The organism is Corynebacterium gallinarum, assembly GCF_014837045.1.
Taxonomy (GTDB): domain Bacteria; phylum Actinomycetota; class Actinomycetes; order Mycobacteriales; family Mycobacteriaceae; genus Corynebacterium; species Corynebacterium gallinarum.
On the sequence record NZ_JACSPR010000006.1, the window covers coordinates 202776 to 227483 of the forward strand.

General features: G+C 64.0%; 25 protein-coding genes and 2 pseudogenes. 10 read left to right on the top strand and 17 right to left on the bottom strand.

The genetic code is table 11. From position 1 onward, the window contains the following. From H9627_RS09955 to dapE, 5 genes are all read right to left on the bottom strand, one after another. Positions 1-378, bottom strand: a complete 378-nt coding sequence (locus tag H9627_RS09955) for a DivIVA domain-containing protein (protein WP_191733877.1) — start codon at positions 376-378, stop codon at positions 1-3. Then, on the bottom strand, positions 372-1112 hold the full coding sequence (locus H9627_RS09960; RefSeq protein WP_318247777.1) for a glucosyl-3-phosphoglycerate synthase: 741 nt from the start codon (positions 1110-1112) through the stop codon (positions 372-374). Before H9627_RS09960 ends, H9627_RS09955 begins: the two co-directional genes overlap by 7 nt. Beyond that, a complete protein-coding gene (folP, locus tag H9627_RS09965) occupies positions 1109-1966 on the bottom strand; it encodes a dihydropteroate synthase (RefSeq protein ID WP_191733878.1) in 858 nt (285 codons plus the stop codon). Before folP ends, H9627_RS09960 begins: the two co-directional genes overlap by 4 nt. Positions 1967-1985: 19 nt before the next feature. Then, positions 1986-2768, bottom strand: a complete 783-nt coding sequence (locus H9627_RS09970) for an LOG family protein (RefSeq protein WP_191733879.1) — start codon at positions 2766-2768, stop codon at positions 1986-1988. A 67-nt stretch (positions 2769-2835) separates the two neighbouring features. Continuing rightward, a complete protein-coding gene (dapE, locus tag H9627_RS09975) occupies positions 2836-3993 on the bottom strand; it encodes a succinyl-diaminopimelate desuccinylase (RefSeq protein ID WP_191733880.1) in 1158 nt (385 codons plus the stop codon). A gap of 65 nt (positions 3994-4058) precedes the next feature. Between dapE and H9627_RS09980 the strand changes: the two genes are divergently transcribed. The 3 genes from H9627_RS09980 (at position 4059) to dapD (ending at position 7595) form a co-directional block, all read left to right on the top strand. After that, positions 4059-5132 (top strand): DapH/DapD/GlmU-related protein, encoded by a 1074-nt coding sequence (locus H9627_RS09980; protein WP_191733916.1) that lies wholly within the window; start codon positions 4059-4061, stop codon positions 5130-5132. A 71-nt stretch (positions 5133-5203) separates the two neighbouring features. Continuing rightward, positions 5204-6664: an aromatic amino acid transport protein AroP gene (gene aroP / locus H9627_RS09985; protein WP_263599143.1), complete on the top strand. Its 1461-nt coding sequence runs from the start codon at positions 5204-5206 to the stop codon at positions 6662-6664. A 16-nt stretch (positions 6665-6680) separates the two neighbouring features. Beyond that, positions 6681-7595 carry a 2,3,4,5-tetrahydropyridine-2,6-dicarboxylate N-succinyltransferase gene (dapD, locus tag H9627_RS09990; RefSeq protein WP_191733881.1) on the top strand — a complete coding sequence of 305 codons (915 nt, stop codon included), beginning with the start codon at positions 6681-6683 and terminating at the stop codon, positions 7593-7595. 21 nt (positions 7596-7616) lie between these two features. Here the strand turns inward: dapD and H9627_RS09995 are convergent, their stop codons facing one another. The 7 genes from H9627_RS09995 to typA all read right to left on the bottom strand — a co-directional run bounded on the left by H9627_RS09995 (position 7617) and on the right by typA (position 14727). Next, complete coding sequence (locus tag H9627_RS09995; RefSeq protein ID WP_404826206.1) at positions 7617-8150, bottom strand: GtrA family protein; 534 nt, start codon at positions 8148-8150, stop codon at positions 7617-7619. A gap of 109 nt (positions 8151-8259) precedes the next feature. Beyond that, a complete protein-coding gene (gene dapC, locus H9627_RS10000) occupies positions 8260-9372 on the bottom strand; it encodes a succinyldiaminopimelate transaminase (RefSeq protein ID WP_191733883.1) in 1113 nt (370 codons plus the stop codon). Positions 9373-9383: 11 nt separating this feature from the next. Then, entirely contained in the window at positions 9384-9701 is a 318-nt protein-coding gene (fdxA, locus tag H9627_RS10005; RefSeq protein ID WP_191733884.1) for a ferredoxin, read from the bottom strand. 66 nt (positions 9702-9767) lie between these two features. Beyond that, positions 9768-10178, bottom strand: a complete 411-nt coding sequence (locus tag H9627_RS10010; RefSeq protein ID WP_191733885.1) for a hypothetical protein — start codon at positions 10176-10178, stop codon at positions 9768-9770. Continuing rightward, entirely contained in the window at positions 10172-11074 is a 903-nt protein-coding gene (gene mshB / locus H9627_RS10015; protein ID WP_191733886.1) for an N-acetyl-1-D-myo-inositol-2-amino-2-deoxy-alpha-D-glucopyranoside deacetylase, read from the bottom strand. Before mshB ends, H9627_RS10010 begins: the two co-directional genes overlap by 7 nt. Beyond that, positions 11058-12704 carry an ABC transporter family substrate-binding protein gene (locus tag H9627_RS10020; RefSeq protein WP_191733887.1) on the bottom strand — a complete coding sequence of 549 codons (1647 nt, stop codon included), beginning with the start codon at positions 12702-12704 and terminating at the stop codon, positions 11058-11060. The genes mshB and H9627_RS10020 overlap by 17 nt, the downstream gene beginning before the upstream one ends. Positions 12705-12813: 109 nt before the next feature. Beyond that, a complete protein-coding gene (gene typA / locus H9627_RS10025) occupies positions 12814-14727 on the bottom strand; it encodes a translational GTPase TypA (RefSeq protein WP_191733888.1) in 1914 nt (637 codons plus the stop codon). Between the two features lie 516 nt (positions 14728-15243). Here typA and H9627_RS10030 point away from each other — a divergent pair. Continuing rightward, positions 15244-15954 carry an Rv1157c family protein gene (locus tag H9627_RS10030; protein WP_404826207.1) on the top strand — a complete coding sequence of 237 codons (711 nt, stop codon included), beginning with the start codon at positions 15244-15246 and terminating at the stop codon, positions 15952-15954. A 7-nt stretch (positions 15955-15961) separates the two neighbouring features. After that, positions 15962-16501: a DUF402 domain-containing protein gene (locus H9627_RS10035; protein WP_191733890.1), complete on the top strand. Its 540-nt coding sequence runs from the start codon at positions 15962-15964 to the stop codon at positions 16499-16501. Between the two features lie 452 nt (positions 16502-16953). Here H9627_RS10035 and H9627_RS10040 read toward each other — a convergent pair whose 3' ends face one another. Then, entirely contained in the window at positions 16954-18180 is a 1227-nt protein-coding gene (locus H9627_RS10040) for a YkvI family membrane protein (RefSeq protein ID WP_191733891.1), read from the bottom strand. A gap of 179 nt (positions 18181-18359) precedes the next feature. Here H9627_RS10040 and arsC point away from each other — a divergent pair, with 179 nt between their 5' ends. From arsC to H9627_RS10055, 3 genes are read left to right on the top strand one after another with little or no spacing between them, the layout of a single operon-like run. Beyond that, positions 18360-18707, top strand: coding sequence for an arsenate reductase (glutaredoxin) (arsC, locus tag H9627_RS10045; RefSeq protein WP_191733892.1), 348 nt, complete (start codon positions 18360-18362; stop codon positions 18705-18707). A gap of 47 nt (positions 18708-18754) precedes the next feature. Then, complete coding sequence (locus H9627_RS10050; RefSeq protein ID WP_191733893.1) at positions 18755-19615, top strand: S1 family peptidase; 861 nt, start codon at positions 18755-18757, stop codon at positions 19613-19615. A 47-nt stretch (positions 19616-19662) separates the two neighbouring features. Beyond that, positions 19663-20058: a DUF3592 domain-containing protein gene (locus tag H9627_RS10055; protein WP_191733894.1), complete on the top strand. Its 396-nt coding sequence runs from the start codon at positions 19663-19665 to the stop codon at positions 20056-20058. Here the strand turns inward: H9627_RS10055 and H9627_RS10060 are convergent. From H9627_RS10060 to H9627_RS10070, 3 genes are read right to left on the bottom strand one after another with little or no spacing between them, the layout of a single operon-like run. Further along, entirely contained in the window at positions 20035-20490 is a 456-nt protein-coding gene (locus H9627_RS10060; RefSeq protein ID WP_225213725.1) for an NUDIX hydrolase, read from the bottom strand. The two genes, H9627_RS10055 and H9627_RS10060, sit on opposite strands and share 24 nt — an antisense overlap. Beyond that, entirely contained in the window at positions 20483-20854 is a 372-nt protein-coding gene (locus H9627_RS10065) for a DUF2218 domain-containing protein (protein ID WP_191733896.1), read from the bottom strand. Before H9627_RS10065 ends, H9627_RS10060 begins: the two co-directional genes overlap by 8 nt. 27 nt (positions 20855-20881) lie before the next feature. Further along, entirely contained in the window at positions 20882-21802 is a 921-nt protein-coding gene (locus H9627_RS10070) for a 2-dehydropantoate 2-reductase (RefSeq protein ID WP_191733897.1), read from the bottom strand. A 93-nt stretch (positions 21803-21895) separates the two neighbouring features. Here H9627_RS10070 and H9627_RS10075 point away from each other — a divergent pair, with 93 nt between their 5' ends. Beyond that, the gene (locus H9627_RS10075) at positions 21896-22864 is read left to right on the top strand and encodes a DUF808 domain-containing protein (RefSeq protein WP_191733898.1); all 969 of its coding nucleotides are present in this window, start codon (positions 21896-21898) and stop codon (positions 22862-22864) included. Between the two features lie 181 nt (positions 22865-23045). On the opposite strand, the pseudogene H9627_RS10080 reads toward H9627_RS10075, so the two are convergent. Further along, positions 23046-23953 (bottom strand): annotated as a pseudogene (locus H9627_RS10080) (IS982 family transposase). A 125-nt stretch (positions 23954-24078) separates the two neighbouring features. Here H9627_RS10080 and H9627_RS10085 point away from each other — a divergent pair. Continuing rightward, a pseudogene (locus H9627_RS10085) lies at positions 24079-24708 on the top strand (transposase); the annotation flags it as partial.

Genomic DNA, 24708 nt, shown 5'->3' on the forward strand with positions numbered 1-24708 from the left:
TTACCCGTTTTCGGGATTCCCGGTCGGGAAAGTGTCCTCGCGTGGGCGGACCGGTGTGGAATGGAAGCCCTGTTCAACCGCGGTTTTGGAGCCGGTGTCACCGAGCTTGTCCAGTCGGGTGGTGAGTGTGTTGATCTTCCAGTTCAGGTGTGCGACCACGTCATCGACCTGATCCTGGCGGTAACCACGCAGAACGGTCTCGAACACGATGTCATCGATATCGCCCTGCCCCACCACCCGACGGTTGTGCTCGATGATCTCCTCATTGTCCGGCAGCGGCATGGCTTTCTCGCCGCGCCCGAACATCTTGGCAAACAGCCAGCTAAACAGCACGACGAGTGCGGCGAGCACAACGATCATCACGATCCAGGTCAGCATGGCAATGAGTCTAACGGATCACGCTGGTTGATCGGGATGTCACGGCCACTGCGCTGGAGAATGGTTGCGGCCACCACCTCTGCCATGCCCGCGAGCGCGCTGAGGGGTTGGTGGTCATGGCACCGCCGGCCCAGGTCGACCTGCCCGATGGAGCGCACCCCGTGGGTGGTGGCGACGTCGATAAGCAGGCCGGCCTCCACCCCGTACCCGGAGACGAACGGCAGTGCACGCGCCGTGGCCCGCCGGATCGCATATTCGCCCCCGAGTGGTTGGCGGATGTGGGCGAGTTCCGGAAACAGCAGGCGCAGCAGCGGTTTGGCGGTCAGTTCGGTCACGCGCCCTCCCCCGGTTGGCTGGTCACCGAAGGATCGGAGGTAATCGGCCTTGACAAGGTGGATGGCGGGATCGCAGAAGGGTGTCGCCAGCGCGCGGACCATGCCGGGGCGCAGTGAGGTGAGATCGGCGTCGACGAACACGACGATCTCACCGCGTGCCACCTCCACGCCGCGCCACAGGGATTCGCCCTTGCCGGGCCGGGTGGGCACGGTGGGCAGGATCTCCCGCCAGTTGTAGACGGTGGCTCCCGCCCGGCGCGCGTTGACGGCGGTGGCGTCGGTGGAGTCCGCGTCGATGACGATGACCTCGTCGGGGTTGTCCGCCAGTGCGGCCTCCACCACCCCGGCCACCGTCGGGGCCTCATTGAGCGCGGGGATGACCACGCTGATGGAACTCACACCAGACCCCGCACGGTGTTGAGGGGGGCGATGTCACCGGCGATCGCGGCGGTCATGTGCAGCACATCGCGGGTGTCGGCGACCTCGTGGACGCGGAACGCGGCGCACCCCCGGGCCGCCGCCCAGGCCGTTGCGGCCAGCGTTCCGGCAACGCGCTTGTCGACGGGCCGATCCACCGTCTCCCCGATGAAATCCTTGTTACTCAAGGCCATGAGCACCGGCCAGCCGGTGGCCACGATCTCCTCGATGCGGCGCAGCAGCTCCAGTCCGTGGAAGGTGTTCTTGCCGAAATCATGGGTGGGATCGATGAAGATCCGCTCCTCCGGCACCCCGGCGCGCACCGCCTTCTCCGCCAGCAAGGTGGTCTCCCGGATGACGTCGGCGACAATGTCATCGAAGTGGACCCGGTAGGGCCTGGTCCGTGGCATGACACCACCCGTGTGGGAGCAGACATATCCCACGCGGTGTTGGCCCGCGACCTCGAGGAGTTCGGGATCGTGGCCCGCCCAGGTGTCATTGACCAGGGTGGCACCTGCCTGGATGGCCACATCCGCCACGTCTGAGCGCCAGGTGTCCACGGAGATGTGGATGTCGGGGAAACGTCGGTGCACGGCGGCGATGGTGGGTACCACCCGGTCGATCTCCTCCTGTGCGGAGACGAACTCCCCCGGTCCCGCCTTGACCCCACCGATGTCGATGATCCCGGCACCCTGTTCGATGACGGTGGCCACCCGCTCCAGCGCGGCGGTGTCCTCGAAGGTGGCACCCCTGTCATAGAAGGAATCCGGGGTGCGGTTGACGATGGCCATGATCACCGGCAGATCCCCGGTGGCGTAGGCGGAGGGAAAACTCATAGGACTAATGTAGCGCCGACTAGTTGTGGCGGCGTGCCACGTCCAGCCCCGCGTGTGCCTCCACGATGAAGTGGACGGCCTCGTCGACATCATCGGTGACCAGAACGCGGTCGATGTCCTCCTGGGAGATCATGCCATCGGCGACCAGACGGCCCCTGATCCAGTCGAGCAGACCCGCCCAGAATTCGGTGCCGATGAGCACGATCGGGAAGTTGGTCACCTTGCCGGTCTGGACCATGCACAGCACCTCGAAGAGCTCATCCAGGGTGCCGTAACCACCGGGGAGACAGACGAAGGCCTGGGAGTATTTGAGGAACATGGTCTTGCGGGCGAAGAAGTACCTGAAGTTCAGGCCCAGGTCCACATACGGGTTGAGGCGCTGCTCATGGGGCAGTTCGATGCCCAGGCCCACGCTGAGCCCGCCCGCCTCGCAGGCACCCTTGTTGGGGGCTTCCATCAGGCCAGGCCCGCCGCCGGTGACCACCGCGTATTCCGCTGCGGCGAGTTTCTCACCCAGCTCCACCCCCGCCTTGTAGTAGGGGTGCTCCTCCTTGATGCGGGCGGAACCGAAGACGGTGACGGCCTTGGGCATCTCATGGAGGGCATCGAAACCGGCGACGAACTCGCCCTGGATGCGCAGAACACGCCACGGGTCGGCGTGTTTCCAGTCATGGTCGGCCCGCATCTCCAGCAGGCGCTGATCGAAGGTGCTGCCCTCGGGCTGGGTTTCCGGCTTCCTGCGGAGCACGGGCCCGACGAGCAGGCGGTTCTTATCTTCGTCCGGGGTTTTGTGGGGAGCCATGGTATGACCTCCTGATCGGCTTCGTGATGGACTATCCACGATAACCGCTGAACCTCACCTGCGCTGATCAGGAGGTCAGATACGTGTGCAGGATCTCTGCCACCCCGGTGATCTGCTCCACCGGGCACTGTTCATCGCGCTTGTGGGCATAGGAGGGATCCCCGGAACCGAAGTTGAGGGCGGGTACCCCCATCGCGGAGAAGCGGGACACATCGGTCCAGCCGAATTTCGCCCGCACCCGGTCTCGTCCGACCGCCTCCACCAGACCCGCGGTGACCTCCAGGTCAAGGCCCGGGAGGGCACCACCGGCGGCGTCGTCAAGCACCCAGGTGATCCCCGGGGTCTCCTCCAACCCGAGCACGTCGACCACGTGGCGGGCCGCCTGCTCCGCCGTCCGGTTGGGGGCGAAACGGAAGTTGATGTTCATCCAGGCCTCGTCGGGGATGACGTTGTTGGCCACCCCCGCCTCCACCCAGACGATGTTGAGGCCCTCGCGGTAGGTGAGGCCGTCGATGATCACATCCTGGTGCCCGTAGTCCCCGACCCTGGCCATGACGGGGGTGAGTTTGTGGATGGCGTTGTCCCCCAGCCACCCGCGGGCACTGTGGGCGCGGGTGCCGTGGGCGGTGACCCGGATGCGCAGATTGCCCTGGCATCCCGCCTCGATCCAGGCGCCGGTCGGCTCCCCCAGCAGCGCCAGATCCCCCGCCAGCCACTCCGGGTGGTCTCGCTGGATGTGGCCCAGGCCGTTGCGGTGGTATTGGACCTCCTCGCATTCATAGGCGATGAAGGTGAGATCCCGGGTGAGTTGTTCCTGCCCGGTACCCGCCAGACGCGCGAAGGTGTGCAGGTAGACCGCGAGACCGGATTTCATGTCCACGGTGCCACAGCCGTACAAAGTGTCCACGCCGTCGGCATTGGGGGCACGGTGGCCGGGGACGTTGTCGGCGATCGGAACGGTATCCAGATGGCCGGCCAGAATCACCCGTCCGGGCAGGTTGAGGTGGGTGCGCGCCAGGACATTGTTGTTAAAACGCAGTATCTCCACACCGGGCAGATTCAGGTTACGTAGGCTGGCCTCAATGGCATCCGCGATCAGCGTTTCCTGCCCGGAGGGGCTGGGGATGTCCACCAGGTCCGCGGTCAGCGTGACGGGATCGCCGAGCAGATCGAGGGTGGGTAGAGCCGGATCACGTTCGGAGGGTGGCGTCGATACTTGTTCCATGCCATAAGATTACAAATCGACAGCCAATCACAACAGTGTGGAAAGTATGAGTGGTCATGTATTCAATGGTGAACGCAACCAATGCTGCCCCCGGCCAGGCAGACGTCAACGGGGCCGTCGGACGCAGGGGCGCGGTGGGACTCGGCATTGCGAACATCGCCATGGACGGCACCGTCCTGGACACCTGGTACCCCGATCCCGCACTCGTCGACCCCGACACCTGGAGCCAGCCCTATCCCCTGGAGACCGGCACGGTGCGTCTCGGTGCCCGCGAACTGACCCCCAGGATGCTGCAGCTGGTCAAACTCGATGAGGACCGACTGGTGGAGCAGGTTGCCGTGCGCACCATCATCGAGGACCTCGAGGCACCGCCCCGCGACGCCCACGATGTCTACCTGCGCCTGCATCTGCTCTCCCACCGCCTGGTGCGCCCGCATGAGCTGCACATGTCCGAAACCCTGAACATGCTGTCCAACGTGGTGTGGACCAACAAGGGCCCGTGCCTGCCGGACAACTTCGAATGGGTCCGTGCCGCCCTGCGCTCCCGCGGCCTGATCCATGTCTACTGTGTGGACCGTCTGCCCCGCATGGTCGACTATGTGGTGCCCTACGGTGTGCGCATCTCCGAGGCGGAACGTGTGCGCCTGGGTGCATACCTGGCCCCGGGCACCTCGGTGCTGCGTGAGGGATTCGTCTCCTTCAACTCCGGCACCCTGGGTGCGGCGAAGGTGGAGGGGCGCCTGTCCTCCGGCGTGGTCGTCGGGGCACGGTCCGAGATCGGCCTGTCCTCCACCGTGATGTCCCCACGTGATTCCGATGGGCGTCGCCTCTACCTGGGTATCGGCGAGGACTGCACCTTCGGCGTGAGCTCTGGTGTCATCGGTGTCTCCCTCGGTGACAACTGCCATGTGGGCAACAACATCGTCCTGGACTGCGACACCCCCATCTGGTTCCCCGAAGCCGAGGAGGAACGCACCGTCAAGGACATCGAGGGCGAGTCGAACTGGTCGATCAAACGGGAGAAGGGGTTCCACGAGCCGGTGGCCCGCCGCATCCCGCCCCGCACCCGGCCTGGCACCCGTTCTGAGAGCCAGTCTGGCACCCAGCCGGGCAGCACCGACCGCCAGGCCTCCCACTAGCCCATCACCACCCGGTCCCCGGCAGGGCACTCGTTTCGTGAATACGTAAACAGACGTTTACGGTTGAGAGCATGGCAATGAGTGAAGTTCCCGCGGCAGCTCAACCCGGTGCTGCCCCCGGAACATCTGAGACGACATCTGATACGAATCCAAGACGGGAACTGGGCACTGGTCTGCGGACCCGACACCTGACCATGATGGGCCTGGGATCCGCCATCGGAGCCGGGCTCTTCCTGGGCACCGGTGTGGGTATCCGGGCCGCCGGGCCGGCGGTGCTGCTGGCCTATATCGCTGCCGGTGTGATCGTGGTGCTGGTCATGCAGATGCTGGGTGAGATGGCCGCCGCCCGACCGCATTCGGGCAGTTTCTCCAAATACGCCGAGGACGCCTTCGGGCACTGGGCGGGCTTCTCCCTGGGCTGGTTGTACTGGTTCATGCTCATCATGGTCATGGGCGCGGAGATGACCGGTGCCGCGGCGATCATGGGGGCCTGGTTCGGGGTGGATCCCTGGATACCGGCCCTGGTGTGCGTGGTGTTCTTCGCGATTGTGAACCTGGCGGCCGTGCGCGGATTCGGTGAGTTCGAGTACTGGTTCGCCTTCATCAAGGTTGCCGTGATCATCGTGTTCCTCATCGTCGGTGTCGGCCTGATCTTCGGTCTGCTGCCCGGTTCCACCTTCGTGGGCACCAGCAACTTCATCGGGGATCACGGGTTCATGCCCAATGGGCTCTCCGGTGTGGCCGCGGGTCTGCTCGCCGTGGCGTTCGCCTTCGGCGGCATTGAGATCGTCACCATCGCGGCGGCGGAATCCGATCAGCCCCGGCGTGCAATCTCCCTGGCGGTGCGCGCCGTGATCTGGCGTATCTCCCTGTTCTATCTGGGGTCCGTCCTGGTGATCACGTTCCTCATGCCGTATGAATCCATCGACAACGCCGAGACCGCCGCCGAATCGCCCTTCACCCGGATCCTGGACATGGCCAACATCCCGGGTGCCGTGGGTCTGATGGAGGCGGTGATCGTGCTCGCGCTGCTGTCGGCCTTCAATGCGCAGATCTACGCCACCTCCCGTCTGGTGTTCGCGATGTCCCGCAACCAGGATGCCCCGCGGGTCTTCTCGGGGTTGAGCAGGAGTGGGGTGCCCACCGCGGCGGTGCTGTTGTCGATGTTCTTCGCCTTCGTCTCCGTGGCGCTGCAGTATGTCAACCCGGCCGGCCTGCTGGACTTCCTCCTCAATGCCGTGGGTGGCTGTCTGCTGGTGGTGTGGGCGATGATCGCCCTGTCCCAGCTGAAGCTGCGGCCTGAGTTGGAACGCAACGGGGAGATCTCGACCGTGAAGATGTGGGCCCATCCGTGGCTGGGCATCCTCACCCTGGTGCTGCTCGCCGGGCTCGTACTGCTCATGCTCGGTGATGAGGGTTCACGGTCGCAGGTGTTCTCCGTGGTGATTGTCTACGGCTTCCTGGTGGCACTGTCCTTCACCACCACCCGCAGCCCCCTGCGGAAAAAGCAGACTGGACTGATAGACCGATAGAAATTAGTGTGGTGGCATGACTTCAGCTTCCGCAACCGGAATTGCCACCACAACCACCACCGGGGACATCCTCGATGTCTGGTACCCGGCCCCCACCCTGGGCGCGGCCGGGGACCACACCACCGATGCCCTGCTTGATCCCCTCACCGGCGAGGATCCCGACCGCGGAGTCACCCGCACCGTCATCCACACCCGGATTGCTGATCTCGATGCCCCACCCGCCGACACCGCCGATGCGTGGCTGCGGCTGCACCTGCTCTCCCACCGATTGGTCAAGCCCCACGGCATGAATCTGGACGGGATCTTCGGCCTGCTGCACAATGTGGTGTGGACCAACTTCGGCCCGTGCGCCGTGGAGGGCTTCGACCTGACCCGCGCTCGGCTGTCCCGCCGGGGCCCGGTCACGGTGTACTCGGTGGATAAATTCCCCCGCATGGTCGACTACGTCCTGCCCTCGGGTGTGCGCATCGGTGACGCCGACCGTGTCCGCCTCGGCGCCCACCTCGCGGAGGGCACCACCGTCATGCATGAGGGCTTCATCAACTTCAACGCCGGCACACTCGGCCATTCCATGGTGGAGGGACGCATCTCGGCGGGTGTCACCGTCGGCGACGGCACGGATGTGGGCGGGGGTGCCTCCATCATGGGCACGCTCTCCGGGGGCGGCGAACACGTCATCAGCCTCGGGCAGCGCTGCCTGCTGGGCGCAAACTCGGGCTGCGGCATTCCCCTGGGCGATGACTGCATCATCGAGGCCGGGCTCTATATCACCGCCGGCACGAAGGTGCTTATCGACGGCGCGACCGTCAAGGCGCACACCCTCGCGGGGCGCAGCGGCCTGGTCTTCCGACGCAACTCCACCACCGGTGCGGTGGAGGCAGTACCCAACACCAGCGTGGTTGCGCTCAACACCGCACTGCACGCCAACTGACGCACCTCCCCTGGTGGGGTCCTAGTGGGGTGCGACCTCCTGGACGATGACCGTCTTCGGCTTCCGGAACGCCCAGTACTTGTTGACAATGAAGTTGACCGGCATGGAGATCAGGATGGAGATCGTCAGTGCCCAGTAGAACTTGGTGCGCAGGCCGGTGGAGTCATCGAAGATCTCGGAGGACAACGCGATCGGCGAGGTCGGGTTCATCAGCAGCGTGGTGACCACCTGACTGACCACAAAGGCCACCAGGCCGGTGGCCAGGAAGGGGAAGAAACCACGCCACCAGGAGCGCATGTTGATCATCTTGAAGGTCCACATGCGGTTGAGCTGGTAGTTCCAGATGTTGGCCACGAGGAAGGCGATGGTCATGAACACGTGGTACCAGCGGATGTGGAAATCGGTGCCCAGCAGGTTCATGAAGGGATCGTGCTCCGAGATGCCCGCGGTCCATCCGGCGATCTTCTTGGACAGCGCCGCGACAGCGAGGTTGACGATGGTGCCGGAACCACCCACCAGTCCGAATTTGATGAACTGGCGGCTGGTTGCGTGCACGCGTGTGCCCCACCCACTCTTCTCGGAACTCAACGCGCCTCTTCTCTTATCAACACTCTCACATTGAGAAACCAATTCTAGTCCCCCGCCGGGGGGATCAGGAAACCACTCACGCCAGGCGGGCGGCGGCGGCGGCGATGCGCTCGTCGGTCTCCGTCATGGCGACCCGGACATGGCGGGTACCGCGCGGGCCGTAGAAGTCACCCGGGGCCACCAGGATGCCCCGCTCGGCCAACCAGTCCACCGTGTCCCGGCACGGTTCATCCCGGGTGGCCCACAGGTACAGGCCGGCCTCGGAATCATCGATGCGGAACCCCGCACCCAGCAGCGCCTTCATCAGCGTGGCCCGGCGGCGGGCGTAGATCAGCTTCTGCCCGGCCTCCTGATCATCATCGTTCAACGCGGCGATCATCGCCTGCTGGATCGCGTAGGGAACCATGAGGCCGAGGTTCTTGCGTGCCTCGGTCAGCTCCCCCACCAGCGCCGTATCGCCGACGATAAAACCGGCGCGGTAGGACGCCATGTTGGAGGTCTTGGAGAGAGAATGGATGGCCAGGAGATTGGTGTGGTCACCATCGCAGACACGTGGATCCAGGATGGAGACGGGCTCATTGTCATCATCCCAGCCCAGGCCCAGGTAGCACTCATCGGCGGCGATAATCACGTCATTGTCCCGGGCCCACTCCACCACCTTGCGCAGGTGTGGCACACCGAGGACCTTGCCGGTGGGGTTGGAGGGGGAATTGATAAACATCAGGGACGGCACCTCGGGCCCCAGTTTGAGCAGGGAATCCGAGCGCAGTACCCGGGCCCCGGCAGCCACCGCCGAGACCTCATAGGTCGGGTAGGCGACCTCCGGGATGACCACGGTGTGCCCGGCCAGCCCCAGCATGAAGGGCAGCAGGGCGATGGCCTCCTTGGTGCCCACGACGGGGATGACGGAGGCGTCGACAAGCCCGGTCATGTCGTAGCGGCGCTCCAGCGCCGAGCGGATAGCGGACCGCAGTTCGGGCGTGCCGATGGTCTGTGGGTAGCCGGAGAACCCCGCGGCCTCCGACAGTGCGATCTGGATGCCGGGGGCCACCGGATCAACCGGGGTGCCCACCGACAGGTTCACAATGCCATCCGGATGCTCACCCGCCCGCGACTTGGCGGTGGCGAGTGAGTCCCACGGGAAGTCCGGGAGGATGGTGGCTAACGGGGTGCGGGGTGTACGGGTCATGAATGTAAAGATTAGGCCTGTGGGGGCAGTGCCGCGATAAGGGGGTGATCGAAATCCTGGGGGCCGAGCTTGGCCGCACCACCAGGGGATCCGAGGTCATCGAAGAATGCAGCGTTGGCATCGTTGTAGTCAATCCACTCGTCAGGGACATCGTCCTCGTAGAAGATCGCCTCAACAGGGCAGGCCGGCTCGCAGGCACCACAGTCGACACACTCATCGGGGTGGATGTAGAGCATGCGCTTGCCCTCGTAGATGCAGTCGACCGGGCACTCTTCAACGCAGGCACGGTCCAAGACGTCAACGCAGGGCTGTGCGATTGTGTAGGTCATTGGTACTCGAAAACTCCTGGCTTGTAATCAATGGGTGGACACGACAAACCGTGTGGCTTCATTATGCTACGCTCCCCGCGCCAGGGGCCAAATCCCCCCCGCTATACCGGCGACGAGCAGCAACACCGATCGCATGTTGGACCCCAGGAGCTGATCCCCGACCGCCAGGGGCCAGATCAACAGGATGGCAAACCCGAGCAGCCACGTGAACAGGGGGATCGCCGCCACCGGTTTATTGTCGGTCCACAGCAGAGATGACCTGGTCAGAACCATATTGAAGAAGAAGGCGATGACGATGGTGTAGGGAAACGCCATCGCCGCCCCACCGGGCAGGGTGATCCAGGTGCCGAGGTAGACCACCTCGAGCAGCAGGGAGATCAGGGAGCCGAGGCTGAGCCAGAAAATGCCCCCGATCACCTCGCCCCGGGACAGACCGCGGTGAATGAAACTCCGATTACGTTCCACGGGAACTACCACTGGAGTCCGTCGGCCGGACCCTGGGCATCAGCCGGGAGGGCGGTGCCCGCACCCAGCTGGAAATGCTCACGGCGCATGACCGGCTGGGCAATGAGATTACTCAGGGCGAAGACCACCGGCGCAGCTGCGCGGTCGGTGACCTCGGCGAAGGCCGCATGCGGATTGGTCTCACTCACGCTGCCATCGGCGATCCACAGCTGGGTGGCGTGGGCCCGCATGGACTCCACCTTCGCGTGATAGTCGCGGTCATCCAGTTCGAGTGCGAAGTCCACGCGGTCCTGGCAGGCGAGCTCCTCATCGCCTGCCGAACGCCAACCTGTTGGCACGGCACTGATGGCGGCCAGCCCGGCCTTGAGGTCGGCGCGTCCCGTCACCGCCCACAGGATGCGCTGGATGCCCTCCACGCGCCCGGCAGCGCCGTGGGTGATCTCATGGGCCCGGATGTGGTCCGGGTGCCCATACCCGCCGTCGGGGCCGTAGGTGATCACCAGGTGGGGGCGCAGCGCGGTGAAGATCCCCACCAGCTTGTCCTCGGCCTCCTCACCGGAACGGACGAAGGAGCGGGGATGGTCATTGGCCGGGTCGCCGACCATGCCGGAATCCCGCCACCGCCCCGCACCGCCGAGGAAACATCCCGACACCCCGAGGATCCGGAGTGAGGAGAGCAGTTCATGGATGCGGAAACCACCGAGCTGATCGGCGTCACCGTTGACCAGCTGCTGCCACGTCTCACCGATCACCTCACCCTGCTCGCCGAGCGTGCAGGTGACCACGTTGACATCGGCGCCCCGGGTGGCCAGGTGGTGGAGCACCCCGCCGGTGGTGATCGCCTCATCATCGGGGTGTGCGTGCACCACCACCACCCGCAGTCCAGACAGGTCATTGTTCAATGTCATTCTTCCTCCAGTTCGCTGCGCTCGCGATGCCACCCGGCCAGGCCGAGGGATCCCCCGTCGGTCCCACGATACCCGGGGCACGGGCCTCCACACGGGTCTCGGTCACGATCGGCAGATGCAGGGCCTGCTCCTCGTTGAGGCTCCTCCCCCACTCCGGGTCGAAGGTGATCTCCCCGGCCACCAGCTGCTCCAGGTAGGCCTCGGTCTGCTCATCACACCAACCGCTCAGGGAGAGCTCACAGCCGTAGGTATCCGCCAGGGTCAGGGGGTCCTGCGCCTCCCTGCTGCGCAGGATCACACCGTCATACTCGCCGGTGGCCAGACCACCGCCCACACCGCCGCCCAGCATGGAGGCGATGTCCGTGGACACCGTCACCGCGCTGATTCCAGCGGCAGCGAGCTGATCGACCAGCACCCTGCCGGCCGCCACGGCCTGATCATCGGCGGGGTCGATGGCAAAACGCAGTGGGGAGATCGCCGTGAGCTCCTGCAGTTCCTCCTGGGCCACGGTCTCCCCGTCCACCCGGTAGTCGGTTTCCGGGGCGACGCTGAGCGTGGCGGAGCGGCCGGTGGCCAGCCTGGCGGTCAGGGGGACGTCGACAAGCTCCAGCACCCCCGCACGGCGCGCGGGCGTGGCCAGGGCCGGGGACGCGGTGTTGAGCACCACCCGCAGCGCACGGTCGGTGTCCAAGGTGCGCACCTCCACGCCGGGGACGAGCCGGAAGGTGTCCACGAGGGTCTCGGTGGGGCGCAGGTTCATGAACACGCTCTGGCCGGTGCGGAGGAATTCCCCGGCACGGGAGGTCGACCGGGCGTCGTGGAAGCTCAGCAACTCGATCGCGGCGGGATTCTCGCCCCAGAAGCGGTCATTGCGGGCGAGTGTGACCATGCCGCGCTGCCGGTCGATGGACCGCACCATATACCGACCCGCGGCCGCCGGGATCGCGTCGAAGAGCCCGGTGCGGAAACCATCGGACAGGCCCTGGATCAGGTGGCTGGGCAGGAGGTTGTTGAACAGCTGCTGCCAGTTGTCCACCGGGGCGGAGAAATCAACCTCCACGACCTTGCCGCCACCGGAGGTGCGGATCGCGGTGACCGCCTCATACCCCGCACGGTTGAAGGTACCGGGGGTCTCCACGATGGAGCGGTGCAGATACGCAAAATCCGAACCGGTGATCGGGGTGCCGTCGCTCCACTGCGCCTCCTGCCGGAGGGTGTACCGGATGGTCTGGGCGATCGCCGGTGAGGGGGGCTCCACCGTGGCAACGTCCTCCAGCAGATCCGTGTTCATGAGGTTGCCCACAAACGTGCTCGGCAGCACCAGCGCGGCGATGTCCTGGACGAGGGTGGAGTCATCGGCCAGCAGATGGGGGTTGAAACCGTTGCGCAGCGGGTCGATGCCGATGTTGACCTGAGATCTGCCGGTGGTGATCGGGTCATCGCCGGTGCCGGCGGCGGGTGGTTCGGTGGTGTCCGTGGTGGTCTCGGCCGGGGTTTCGGTGCTCTCCTGCGTGGTGGGTGGCGCATCCTCCACGGGTGCCGGGCCGGGGCTGGCCTGACAGGCCACCAGCGACCCGGCCAGCAGGATCGACCAGGCTGACAGGGCAACACGACGCGGGCTCTTATTCACGGTGTTTCATCCTACTGTGCACACCGGGACAGACAGAACAGGCCCGCTGAGTGGTGCTCAGCGGGCCTGTTTCTGGAAAACTACGTGCAGTCTGTCGTGCAGGAGGAACCTACTTGTTCAGGCTCTTCGCGCGGGAACGTGCACGGTTACGCTCGGTGGCGTTGAGGATGACCTTGCGCACGCGCAGGACCTCCGGGGTGACCTCGACGCACTCGTCGGTGCCACAGAACTCCAGTGCCTCATCCAGGGAGAGGTTGTGGGCCTTGGCCAGGGTGACGGTGGTGTCGGCGGAAGCTGCACGCATGTTGGTGAGCTTCTTCTCCTTGGTGGGGTTGATGTCCATGTCCTCTTCGCGGTTGTTGGAACCAACCACGACACCCTCATAGGTCTCGGTGCCCGGCTCGACGAAGAAGCTGCCACGGTCGGCCAGCTGGGTCAGCGCGAACGCGGTGATCTTGCCCGGACGGTCGGCGACCAGGGAGCCCTGTGCACGGCCCTTGATCTCACCGGCCCAGACATCCAGGCCATCCGAGTAGGAGTTGGCGATACCGGTGCCGCGGGTCTCAGTCATGAACTGGGTGCGGAAACCGATGAGGCCACGGGCGGGAACACGGAACTCCATGCGGATCCAGTCGGAACCCGGGGTGGTGGTCATCGTCTGCATGAGGCCCTTGCGGTTGGCCAGCAGCTGGGTGATGTTGCCCTGGTACTCGGAGGGGACGTCAATGACGATGATCTCGTACGGCTCGTGCAGCTTGCCGTCGATGGTCTGGGTGACCACCTGTGGCTTGCCCACGGTCAGCTCGAAGCCCTCGCGGCGCATGGTCTCAACGAGGATGGACAGTGCCATCTCGCCACGGCCCTGAACCTCCCAGGTGTCGGGGCGCTCGGTCGGCTTGACCTTGAGGGAGACGTTACCGATCAGTTCCTGATCCAGGCGGGCCTTGATCACGCGGGCGGTCAGCTTGTCGCCGCCGCCACGGCCGGCCATCGGGGAGGTGTTGACACCGATGGTCATGGACAGTGCCGGCTCATCAACGGTGATGCGGGGCAGGGCGACCGGGTTATTCAGATCGGCGAGGGTATCGCCGATCATGATGTCCTCGATGCCGGAGATGGCGGCGATGTCACCGGCGACAACCTCCTGTGCAGGGACACGGGAGAAACCGACGGTGGCCAGCAGCTCAGCGATCTTGGCGGTCTTGGTGTGCTGGTTGCCCTCTTCGTCATAGTGGATCCAGGCAACCTGCTGGCCCTTCTTCAGGGAACCGGCGTGGATGCGGACCAGGCCGATGCGGCCGAGGAAGGACGAGGAGTCCAGGTTGGTCACGTGAGCCTGCAGAGGCGCGTCGATGTTGGCCTCAGGGGCCGGGATGACCTCAAGCAGGGTGTCGAACAGTGGCTGCAGGTCCGCGGAATCCGGGACGTTGCCGTTGCCGGGGTTCTCGGTGGAGGCCTTGCCCTCACGGCCGGAGGTGTACAGAACCGGGAGGTCGAGCAGCTGCTCGGCGGCTGCTGCGGCTTCCTCGTCCTCGATGCCGGCGGCCAGCTCGAGGAGGAGATCCTGGGCTTCCTCGACGACCTCGTCGATGCGGGCGTCGGGGCGGTCGGTCTTGTTGACGGCGATGATCACCGGCATCTTGGCGGCCAGGGCCTTGGACAGCACGAAGCGGGTCTGGGGCAGCGGGCCCTCGGAGGCGTCGACGAGCAGGACGACACCGTCAACCATGGACAGTGCGCGCTCGACCTCGCCGCCGAAGTCGGCGTGGCCCGGGGTGTCAATGACGTTGATGACCAGGTCATTGCCGTCCTTGCCGGCGCCCTTACGGCGGATGGCGGTGTTCTTGGCCAGGATGGTGATGCCCTTTTCGCGTTCCAGATCACCGGAATCCATCACACGGTCAGCAACTTCGCCGTGATCGCCGAACACGCCGGACTGTTCGAGCATGGCATTAACGAGTGTGGTCTTTCCGTGGTCAACGTGCGCGACGATCGCGACGTTACGAAACTCTGGATGGGTCACTGGGGGCATTCTCCTGCCGGATAAAGATATGGAGGACTCGGGAACAGGTCCCGCGTCCCTTGTTATAGAACGCTAGCAGTCTACTCGCAACCCCCCGTACGTGCACAAGTCCGGATTTACGGGGGAGCCGGATCACGCAGCCACCCGTCTGGCATGCGGTTGAGCAGATGCTTTTCGACGAAAAACCACCCCGGCCCCTCTTTGTAACGAATCGGCATCACGCACCGACACAGTAGATAACGAGGCGGTGGAGACGCACACCACGCGTTTTCACACCACGCCCCGGGATCCACAGACAGCCTCCGGGTTACCCGTGGAATATATGAATCGTATTGACAGTGATCCTTCTGCGATTATTGTGACAGAAGAGGCAGGTGTGACTGATGTTGTTGAAATCGGTGGTGTGCTCCTGCTTCTCCGGTAACACAATCCAGGGTTTCCCCGTCGTCGAAAGGCAAGTACAGCATCGTGGCACACGTGACCAAGCGTTTTGCACCAGGTAAAGGCATCAAGCGACTGACCTCCCTGGCGGTGGCCGGCACCCTTGTCGCGTCATCACTCGCGGGAGCCCCCGCAGCCACGGCCAACCCGGCCGAGGATCTGTACAACCTCTCCAACGACATCGCCGTCAACCTCTCCAGCACACTCCCCGTCGATCACCTGGGCCGGCCCACCGAGGCAGCCAGGCAGCAGATCATGGACGCGGTCAACCAGCCGTGGGTACCGCAGGAGATCCGGAACATCGTCACCCAGGCCCTGGGTTTCGTCTCCGGTGAAGGTGGCGAAGGCGGCGTGGACATCCCCGAGAACGCACCTGACATCGCCCAGTTCGCCTGGCCCACCCGGGCAGAGAACTGCATCGGTGGCACCTCGGCATCGGTGGGCAGCGCCTTCGCTGTTCCCGGACCGGCGGCACTCCCCCTGCCCGGCGTTGCGGCCGGGCAGTCCGCGTTCGTGTTCACCGCACTGGGCACCGGGCCGCTCGCAGAGCAGCAGAACACCCACATGCAGGTCCAGTGGGCGAACCTGAGCAACCTCACGCATGGAACCACTGTCCTGGGCAACACCGGCATCAACCCGGATGGTCCCTCCACGATTTCAGGTGTCGCCAACACCGGCCGCGGCCTCATCGTCGCCGTGCTCAGTGGTGGCCTCACCACGACCACCGACAACGGCGGGGCGAACTGCGTGTTCGCACCCACCGCGGTCGTATTCGATGTGAGATAGGAAAACCATGACTGATCTTCACCCCGTCAAGCAGGAGACCTTCGACACCTCCGGACGCGTCAACACCGACCCGAAGGGGTTCCTCCGTGAGGTTGACACCTTCACGGTGACCGACTTCGGCCTCTACATGGCACGTGGGGCCGATCACCCGAGATTCGGGTACCTGGAGAGCTGGTTGCTGCCCGAACTGGGCCTGCGCGCCAACATCTTCCACTTCCGCGAGGGGGTGGACGAGCGCCAGGACTACTACATCGACATCGCCGAGATCAACGTCGAGGACGGCGTGTGGACCGCACGTGATCTCTACGTGGACCTGATCTCCGTGTGCGGTGAACCCATCACCGTCCGGGACATCGATGAGCTCGCCGCCGCCACCTCAGCCGGTCTGATCTCCGCGGAGGACGCGGAACGCGCCATCGACGCCACCCTCAACGCCGTGGAGGGCATCACCCGCCACGGGGATGACCCGATGCAGTGGCTGCGCTCCCGGGGCATTGAACTGACCTGGGCCGATGCCAGCCAGGTGCGGCTCGTCCCCGCCCAGTAACACCGGCGTCTTCTCCGGGCTGGTCGGATGCGCTCACCGCACGTCGATAGCAGGCGTGCACAGTTGGAGCGCCCACAGCCGAGGCACTGGGCGCCTCCATCCACATCAAAAAACCCGCATCTGCACCTGATACGGTGCCGACACGGGCGATTGAGGGCTGCTCTTTCGAGCAGCGCAGGCCTAGAACAGGCCGATGGTGTGGGAGAGGTTGCTGGACGCTGAGGAACCAGCGTGCAGACCGTAGCCGAGGAAAGTGTTGATGAAGAAGATGATCTGCTCAACGATGTTCATTGTTGACCGTCCTTAAGAATATTGTTTCAAACCGACAATCTGTCGACTTACTTCCGGGTTATGCACCCACTGCGCTATGCAGGTTAAAGCGCTATACAAGACTTCTAACGCTTTCACTGCCCCAAACGTTAACAAAAGGCATCATCTGGTGCTGGCAGGACCTAACTTGCAGGCCCTGTTCCCGAGCCACCCACGGCGGAACGGATCTGCTGTTCATCCAGGTTGGAGTCGGAGATCTCCCGGTCCAGGGCGGCGGTCTCCTCGCTGCTCAGACTTCCGGTGTGGCCGATCTGCAGGAGATCAACGATCCGCATGCGTCGCTCGGATTCGCGGTAGATGCGCACCCGCGCGCGGACCCACGCCACCAGCATCACCGCGATCAGCAGCAGACCCATGTAGCCGAGCACCGGGTACACATACCCCACCAGCTCGCGGAAACCGACGAAGCTGAGCACGAAGCCCACGAGCACCGCCGCCGCGTAGACCGGTCGGAACCGGCCTGGCCTGGTGGCGGTCAGGCGTCGTCCCAGGGCGTAGAACATGCCCAGTGCGGTGTTGAAGATCATTCCGTAGATCACCACGGCCATCACCTGGCCCAGGGCCGGGTTGAGTTCATTGATGATGCTCAGCATCGGCACGTCATCACCGCCGATGGTCTCCACCGTCAGGAACAGGGTGACGGCACTGACGATGAGCAGGACACCGTAGATCAGGCCACCGAGCAACCCACCACGTCCCGCCACGCGGGGATTGAACATGTTCCCACCGATCACCACCGCCATGGAGACCGCGACCATGAGGTTGAAGGAGGTGTAGTTCACCCCGGCCACAAACCAGTTCGGCAGCGTGGTGGACACCTCCTCCGAGGCACGGTTGAGCTGGTCGATGCTGGAGAAATCGCCGGAGATGATCGTGTACACCGACGCGATGGTGATGAACACGAGGATGAACGGGGTGATCGCCCCGATCACGGTGGTCACCTTGTCCACATCCAGCATGCCGGCGGCCAGCACGAGCACCACCATGATGAATGCACCCACCCCGAGTGGCAGGCCCCACTGCTGGTTGAGGTTCGCCCCGGCCCCGGCGAACATCACCACACCTGTGGAGAACAGGGTCAGCACCACACCGAGGTCGAGGAGTCGGGAGAATACCGGGTGACTGACACGGCGGAACACCTCACCGTGCTCCCCGGCGCGGAAGTAGCTGCCCAGCTGCAGGATGATCACGGCCATCACGGTCATCACCACCGCGGAGATCACCGCGCCCCAGAGACCGTTGATCCCGAAGGCGACGAAGTACTGCATCACCTCCTGCCCGGAGGCGAACCCCGCCCCGATGATGATGCCCACGAACGCCAGGGCCACCTTTATCATTTGTCCGATCATCTTCCGACCATCTCCCGGTTGTCTCCCGCTGCTGATTCCGGCTGGTTTCCCGCCGCCCGATAAGTATGACGTACACCTTAGACCGGTTCGGGTGTGGCGTGGACCATGACCCCACCCGATCCATGCATACCCCCGCATATTCCGGTCCGCCTCCTGCGGAGGACGGTAGGCTGACGGGCATGGATGTCACGATCTACCACAACCCCCGTTGTTCCACCTCCCGGAAGACACTGGAGTATCTGCGTGAGGATGGCCTCAACCCCACCATCATCCAGTACCTCAAGGACACCCCCACGAAGGAGGAACTGCGGGCACTCTTTGACCAGATGGGTATCCCGGTCCACCGCGGAATCCGCACCAAGGAGGCGGAGTACACGGAACTGGGATTATCCGAGGACACCCCTGAGGAGGAGCTCCTGGAGGCGGTGGTCGCCCACCCCCGGCTTCTGGAACGACCCATCGTGGTCACCGGGAAAGGTGCACGGATCGCACGACCATCGATTAATCTGATTGATGAGATTCTGTAACTTCCCCACTCAACTTTCCCCACTCGATCCGCGTTAGGCTCAGGAGCATGACAGTCATCAGAAGAATGAGAAAGGCCGCGATGTCAGCGGCCATGGTGGCTGCTGTCATGTTCGCGGGTGTGTCTCTCACCGCCTCCCCCGCGGAGGCGATCACCGGTGGTTATCCCGTCCAGGCTGATATCCGCGGTGCCTCCCTGGTTCATCTGCAGATCGGCACCGCGGGATGCTCCGGTGTGCTGATCACACCGGAATGGGTGCTCACCGCACGCCACTGCATTCCGGAGACAGCGGAGCCCGGTACCGCCATCGTCGGCCCCTCACTGATGACAGGTCACAAACGGGGCATCGTCGAGGTGCGTCGCCACACCTCCGTGGATCTCGCGGTCATTCGACTCTCCTCCCCTGTCCCCGCCCCCACAGCAGGCCTGTCCGGGGCGCACCAGCACCCGGGCAATCCCGCCACGGTGACCGGCTGGGGTGGGTGGAACATCAACCCCTACCCCGTGGCACAACAGGCGGACACCACGATTGACCGTCGGGTCATCAACCTCCCCGGCCCCTTCCCCAGCATGGCCCTGCTCGAGGCCCCCATCCGCAACGGTCGTCTCCTGCCCGGTGATTCCGGTGGCGCCCTGTGGGTCAATGGAGAGGTTGCGGGCATCCTCAGCATGTCCACTTCCACCCACACTCCATCGCAGGATGGAACGCTGGGCTGGTACATCCCCGTCGCGGAGCACCTGGACTGGATCGCGTACCACACCGCCGCCCCCGTACCCCGGGTGTCGGGTCAGAGTGCGGCACTGGTGGATGCACGTCAGTACCCGCCACTGATTCCGGTCGCCCAGACCATCTCCCTCCCCATCCTCCACGAGACTGCAAGTTCCCCGCTGGCGATTGGAAGCCACTGACATCGGAACGCCACCATGCCAGCTGTTGCCCATGAGGTGAGAACACCATGATCCCGTTTCTGCTGGTCATCGTCCTTGTGGTGGGTGTGGTGTGCCTGGTGGTGGCAGTCCGCTCCACCTTGAGGGAACGGTCGTTCCACCGGTATGCCGAACTGCATGACGCGGTGATCACCGGGCACCGGGAAAATGAGGAGGGTCGCTATCTGACCCTGTACCGCATCGATCTCGACGGCCGCGAGGTCCACGGCGTGTTCCCGTCCTCCAGTCCCAGACCGGTCATCCGGGTTGGTGACACACTTCCCCTCTATGTCCGCCCGGAGGATCCCACGCGGGTGATGCCGGCGGTGTCACAGACCCAGACCACAGTGCGTTTCTTCAACTACCTCATCGGCACCCTCATGGTGGTCACGGCCGTGCCGCTACTGATTCTCGTGCTGTTCTGAGTGCTGTTCCGGGTGCCCGTCTGATGCCCGCAGGTGGGGGAAGACCACATCCCGGCTCAACGGTGCGATCTCCGGGGCCCGGGAGGTGACGGGTACCCAGATGGCCTCGACGATCTCGTCGTGGACCGTGGGCAGATCGGTCAGCGGATCCGGCCAGACGTAGACGTCACACCGCACGGTGAAACCGGGTTCATTGGCAGCCGGGGCTCGGAACAGGCCGAGGTGGTGCAGGCGATCGGCATCGAGACCCAGGTGCAGCTCCTCGGCGATCTCGCGGACCACAGCCTCCCTGGGGGTCTCACCCGATTCGATCTTGCCGCCCGGCATCATGAACGATGAGGTGCCAACCTTGCGGACACCGAGTACATCGCCAGCCCTGTTGCGGAACACGGCGGCGACGATGCGCAGGGTACGACCCGGCGCGCTAGTCAAGGGATTCAAACACCTTGCCATCCGAGCCGTCGCCACGCCGGAAGACCACCCGCAGGTTGTCCTTGGCACCGAAACGCACCAGGTGGGAACCGATGACGGTTTCGAACCGGTCCGCCAGTTCCCCGGGGGCCTCGATGTGCAGGAGGAGAACCCCGTCACCGGCCACCAGATCGCAGCTGGCGCACCCGTCGAAGGCGAAACGCTCATCCGTGGCATCCGTCCCCTGCCCCTTGAGAATGATGGAACCACGACCGGAGTCCGCATCCCAGGTGGTGGTGAGCTTCTCACTGAGGTGACTCGTCAGCTGTTTGCCGTAACGGCCGGGACGGTCCGTGGACACACGTGCTGTGGAGGTAACGATCATGAGCAAAGTGTATCGCGCATGTCTGATTTACCTATTCGGCCCCCTATTTCGGAGGGCGGTGAAGATGAGGTCATGCAGCCGCACATCCACCCCGTGCCGTTTGCCCGCGCGGACGATGGCGCCGACCTGTGCATCCAGTTCACTGTCGCCACCGGCGGCGATGTCGCGCTGCATCGAGCTTGTCGACGCCTCCGGCATCCGGTCCGCGAACATCATGGTGCGTTCCACCGCATCCCGGGGCAGGGCGACACCATCGGCGCGTGCCACATCCGCCACCTCCCGCATGAGGGCCTCCAGGGTGGAACGGTAATCCGTGCGCAACACCCCCAGGGGCTTGTCGACGAAAGCACCTAAACCCCCGAAGGTGGTCACAAACATTGCCTTCTCCCACACATCGACCCAGATGTCGGGGTGCGCCCGCCCCTCGATCCCCGCGGTGTTCAGCGCGGCGCAGAACTCCGCCGCCAGCTGGCGCACCGGATCGGGGGCCGACCGGTCCCAGGTGCCGAAGGTGTAGGACAGGGGGCCACCACGGTATTCCACCGAGGCGGGACCGGTGTGGATGAAAAACCCACGCACCACACCGGGCCAGACCCTGGCCGACCCCACGATTCCGGCAGCCTGGTGGGGCGCCTCCACGGCGTTCTGGGTGGTGGCGACGATGGCGGTGCGGGGCAGGCCGTCGAAAAGCTCCTGCGGCGGGGTGCCACCGCCCAGCGCCTTGGTGGCCACCAGCACCACATCCGCGCGCTCCACCTCGTGGAGGGAGCCGACCACCGGTACCGCCACCTCACGGGCCCCGCGCGCGTCGGTGACACGCACACCCCGTTCCCGCACCGCCCGGAGTGTCTCACCCCGGGCGACCAGGGTGACCCGTGCGCCCGACTCATACAGGCGTGCCCCGAAGTATCCGCCCACTGCCCCAGCACCGATAATCGTGATGTCCATGAGGTACATTCTGCCTCACATGGTCTACCGTCGGTGACAGGAATACACTTGTGAAATTCCAACTCCCCCAATCAGTTGAGGACGGTAAAGGTTATGGCAGGTGGACTTGCAGCACTGCTCGACGATGTGGCCGCTATCGCCAGGGCCGCCGCCGCGAGCGTCGACGATGTGGCCGGCCTGGCCGGTAAGACCAGCATGAAGGCCGCCGGCGTGGTGGTGGATGACGCAGCCGTCACCCCGCAGTATGTGGACGGGGTCAAACCCGCCCGGGAGCTGCCCATGATCTGGCGGATCGCCAAGGGTTCCCTGGTAAACAAGATCATCATCATCCTCCCGATCGCCCTGTTGCTGTCCTCCTTCGCACCGTGGGCACTCACACCCATCCTCATGCTCGGTGGCACCTACCTGTGTTTCGAGGGCGCGGAGAAGATCTGGCACTCGATCCACACCAGAATGCACCATGAGGAGAAACCCCTGGTGCCGAAGTCCCAGGCCGGCCCGAAATCCGAGGACGCACTGGTCAAGGGTGCGATCACCACCGACCTGATCCTGTCTGCGGAGATCATGGTCATCTCCCTCAATGAGATCACCGATGAAACCATCTGGATGCAGGCCGTCACCCTGTTTGTCGTGGGTGTCGGCATCACGGTTCTGGTCTATGGTGTGGTGGCCCTGCTGGTCAAAATGGATGACATGGGGCTGGCCGTGGCCACCCGTGAGGGTGCCTCCGCGGGTGCGGTGCGCTTCGGTCGTGGTCTGGTCAAGGCGATGCCCATCATCCTGCAGATCATCAGCGTCATCGGTGTCTTCGCCATGCTGTGGGTGGGTGGACACATCATGGTGGTGGGTCTGGACGAGCTCGGCTGGCACCTGCCCTATGCGCTGGTCCACGGCCTCGAGGAGTTCGGCGCTGGTCTGGGTGGTGGTTTCACCGGCTGGCTCGGCAACACCGTGGGGTCACTCATCTTCGGTGCGGTGTGGGGCGGGCTCGTCGTCGTCATCGTGACCATGGTGGGCAAGGCGATCAACCGTTCCCGAGGCCAGCAGGAGGTCTCCGCCTAAGGCCCCCTGCCCCTGGGGTGTGCTCACGGAAAATCGCACCCCTCAGCCCCGATTTATTCATCCCTGATGGTTTACTCTTCGACCTCCCACGGAATTATATTCTCGGCTAATAATGGGAAAGACCAGCTGTTTTCCATTACTGATAAAAATAGTCTGATACTAGATGATTGATTCCTGGGTTTTAGTGGTCATACGCGATCAACGACCGCAGGACGGGTTGGCCGGTGGTGTGGTTATGCCAGATCGCTGCGGTTAACGCCAGCAGGCGTTTAACGACCTGGCAGACCAACCCACCGGGAGTGCGGCTGCCGTGTTGTTCAAGATCCAGCTGGCTTTTCATCGTGTTGAACACCGACTCAATGGTTTGCCGCAACGGTTTCAGAAACTGCCTGCCTGGCCTGGGTTTTTCCCCTTTCCGGGCCGGTCGGATCAACTCGACACCACCAGTTGTCAGCTCGTCTTCCAGCCAGGCACCGTTGTAGCCTTTGTCCGCCATAATCACCTGCCCATGCGGCACCTCCACCGGAACTGTCTCCAGTATCGCCAACAGGGTGGCGCGTTCATCCGCCTTCGCCCCGGTCAACGCGTAGCCGACCGGTAACCCATGCACGGTACTGATCAGGTGGAGTCGGCAGCCCCAAAAAACCTCGAGTGCGAGGCACAGCAACCATACTCGGCGTAGCCGGCCAGGTCGGATCGTTTCACGGTTTCCCGGGACCGGCCACATTCCACCGGAGTGGAGTCCACGACCCAGACATCATCATCGAGCAGGCAGGTCGAGGTGGCCAGGTGTGTCATGATGTGCTGCATCACGGTGGTGAGTTTCCGGAGTCGTTTGTTGTAGCCGGATTGCTGTGGAATGTAGGGAAAGATGCTGGTTAAACGTGTTCTGGCGTGGCGGATGAAGCGGCGCTGGGAGGTGTATCCCTGGAGGGATTCCATCACTGCCAGAGTGATGATCTCGGCGTCGGTGATCTGTGGTTGGATCCCGATTTTCGAGCGTGGCGGGAGGAGCTGGGGATGGGCGTTGAGGTAGTCATCGCAGGTAGCGTAGAGTGCTGTTGCGAGAGTGTCTATGTTGTTTTCCACAAATTCAATCATGGGCACTCTCGCCCTTTTTAGCGGTAGCCACGCACCGGGGACCCCTTGGACTCAGAGGATGTCAGATGGTTTGTGTGTGAGGGAATCCCCACACATTAAGGAGATGAACCAGAATGACTACCGTGGCACGACGAAACCCAGAAGATTCCGCACGGATCAAAGCAATCGAAGAGAAACTGCTCGCCAACCCTGAAATGGCGAAGCTGATCGATGAGCTCGGCACCTCCACCACCGATGCCAACGACCTCGTGAGAGGCCTGTTGCAGGCATCGATCAATCGTGGTTTGAACGCGGAAATGGATGTCCACCTCGGCTATGAGCACGGTGACCGGGATGGGAAAACAGCCGCTGGCCAGGGAAATCACCGCAACGGGTACTACCCCAAGCGGGTCGATTCGAATTACGGGCCCGTCGAGGTTGCTGTCCCCAGAGACCGCAACGGCTCTTTCTTGCCCACGATGGTACCCAAAGGCTCCCGCCGGCTCACCGACGTCGACGACATGATCATCAGCCTCTATGCAGGTGGCATGACCGTACGCGATATCCTTTCATCACATGATCACCTCCATGGGTGTCGATATTTCCCATGAGACGATCTCCGCGATCACCGATGCTGTTTTGGATGAGGTGATGATCTGGCAAAACCGCCAGTTGGATGACTTCTACCCGGTGATCTTCCTCGATGCACTACGCATCAAAGTCCGTGACGGGGGCCGGGTGGTCAACAAATCCGCCCTCACCTG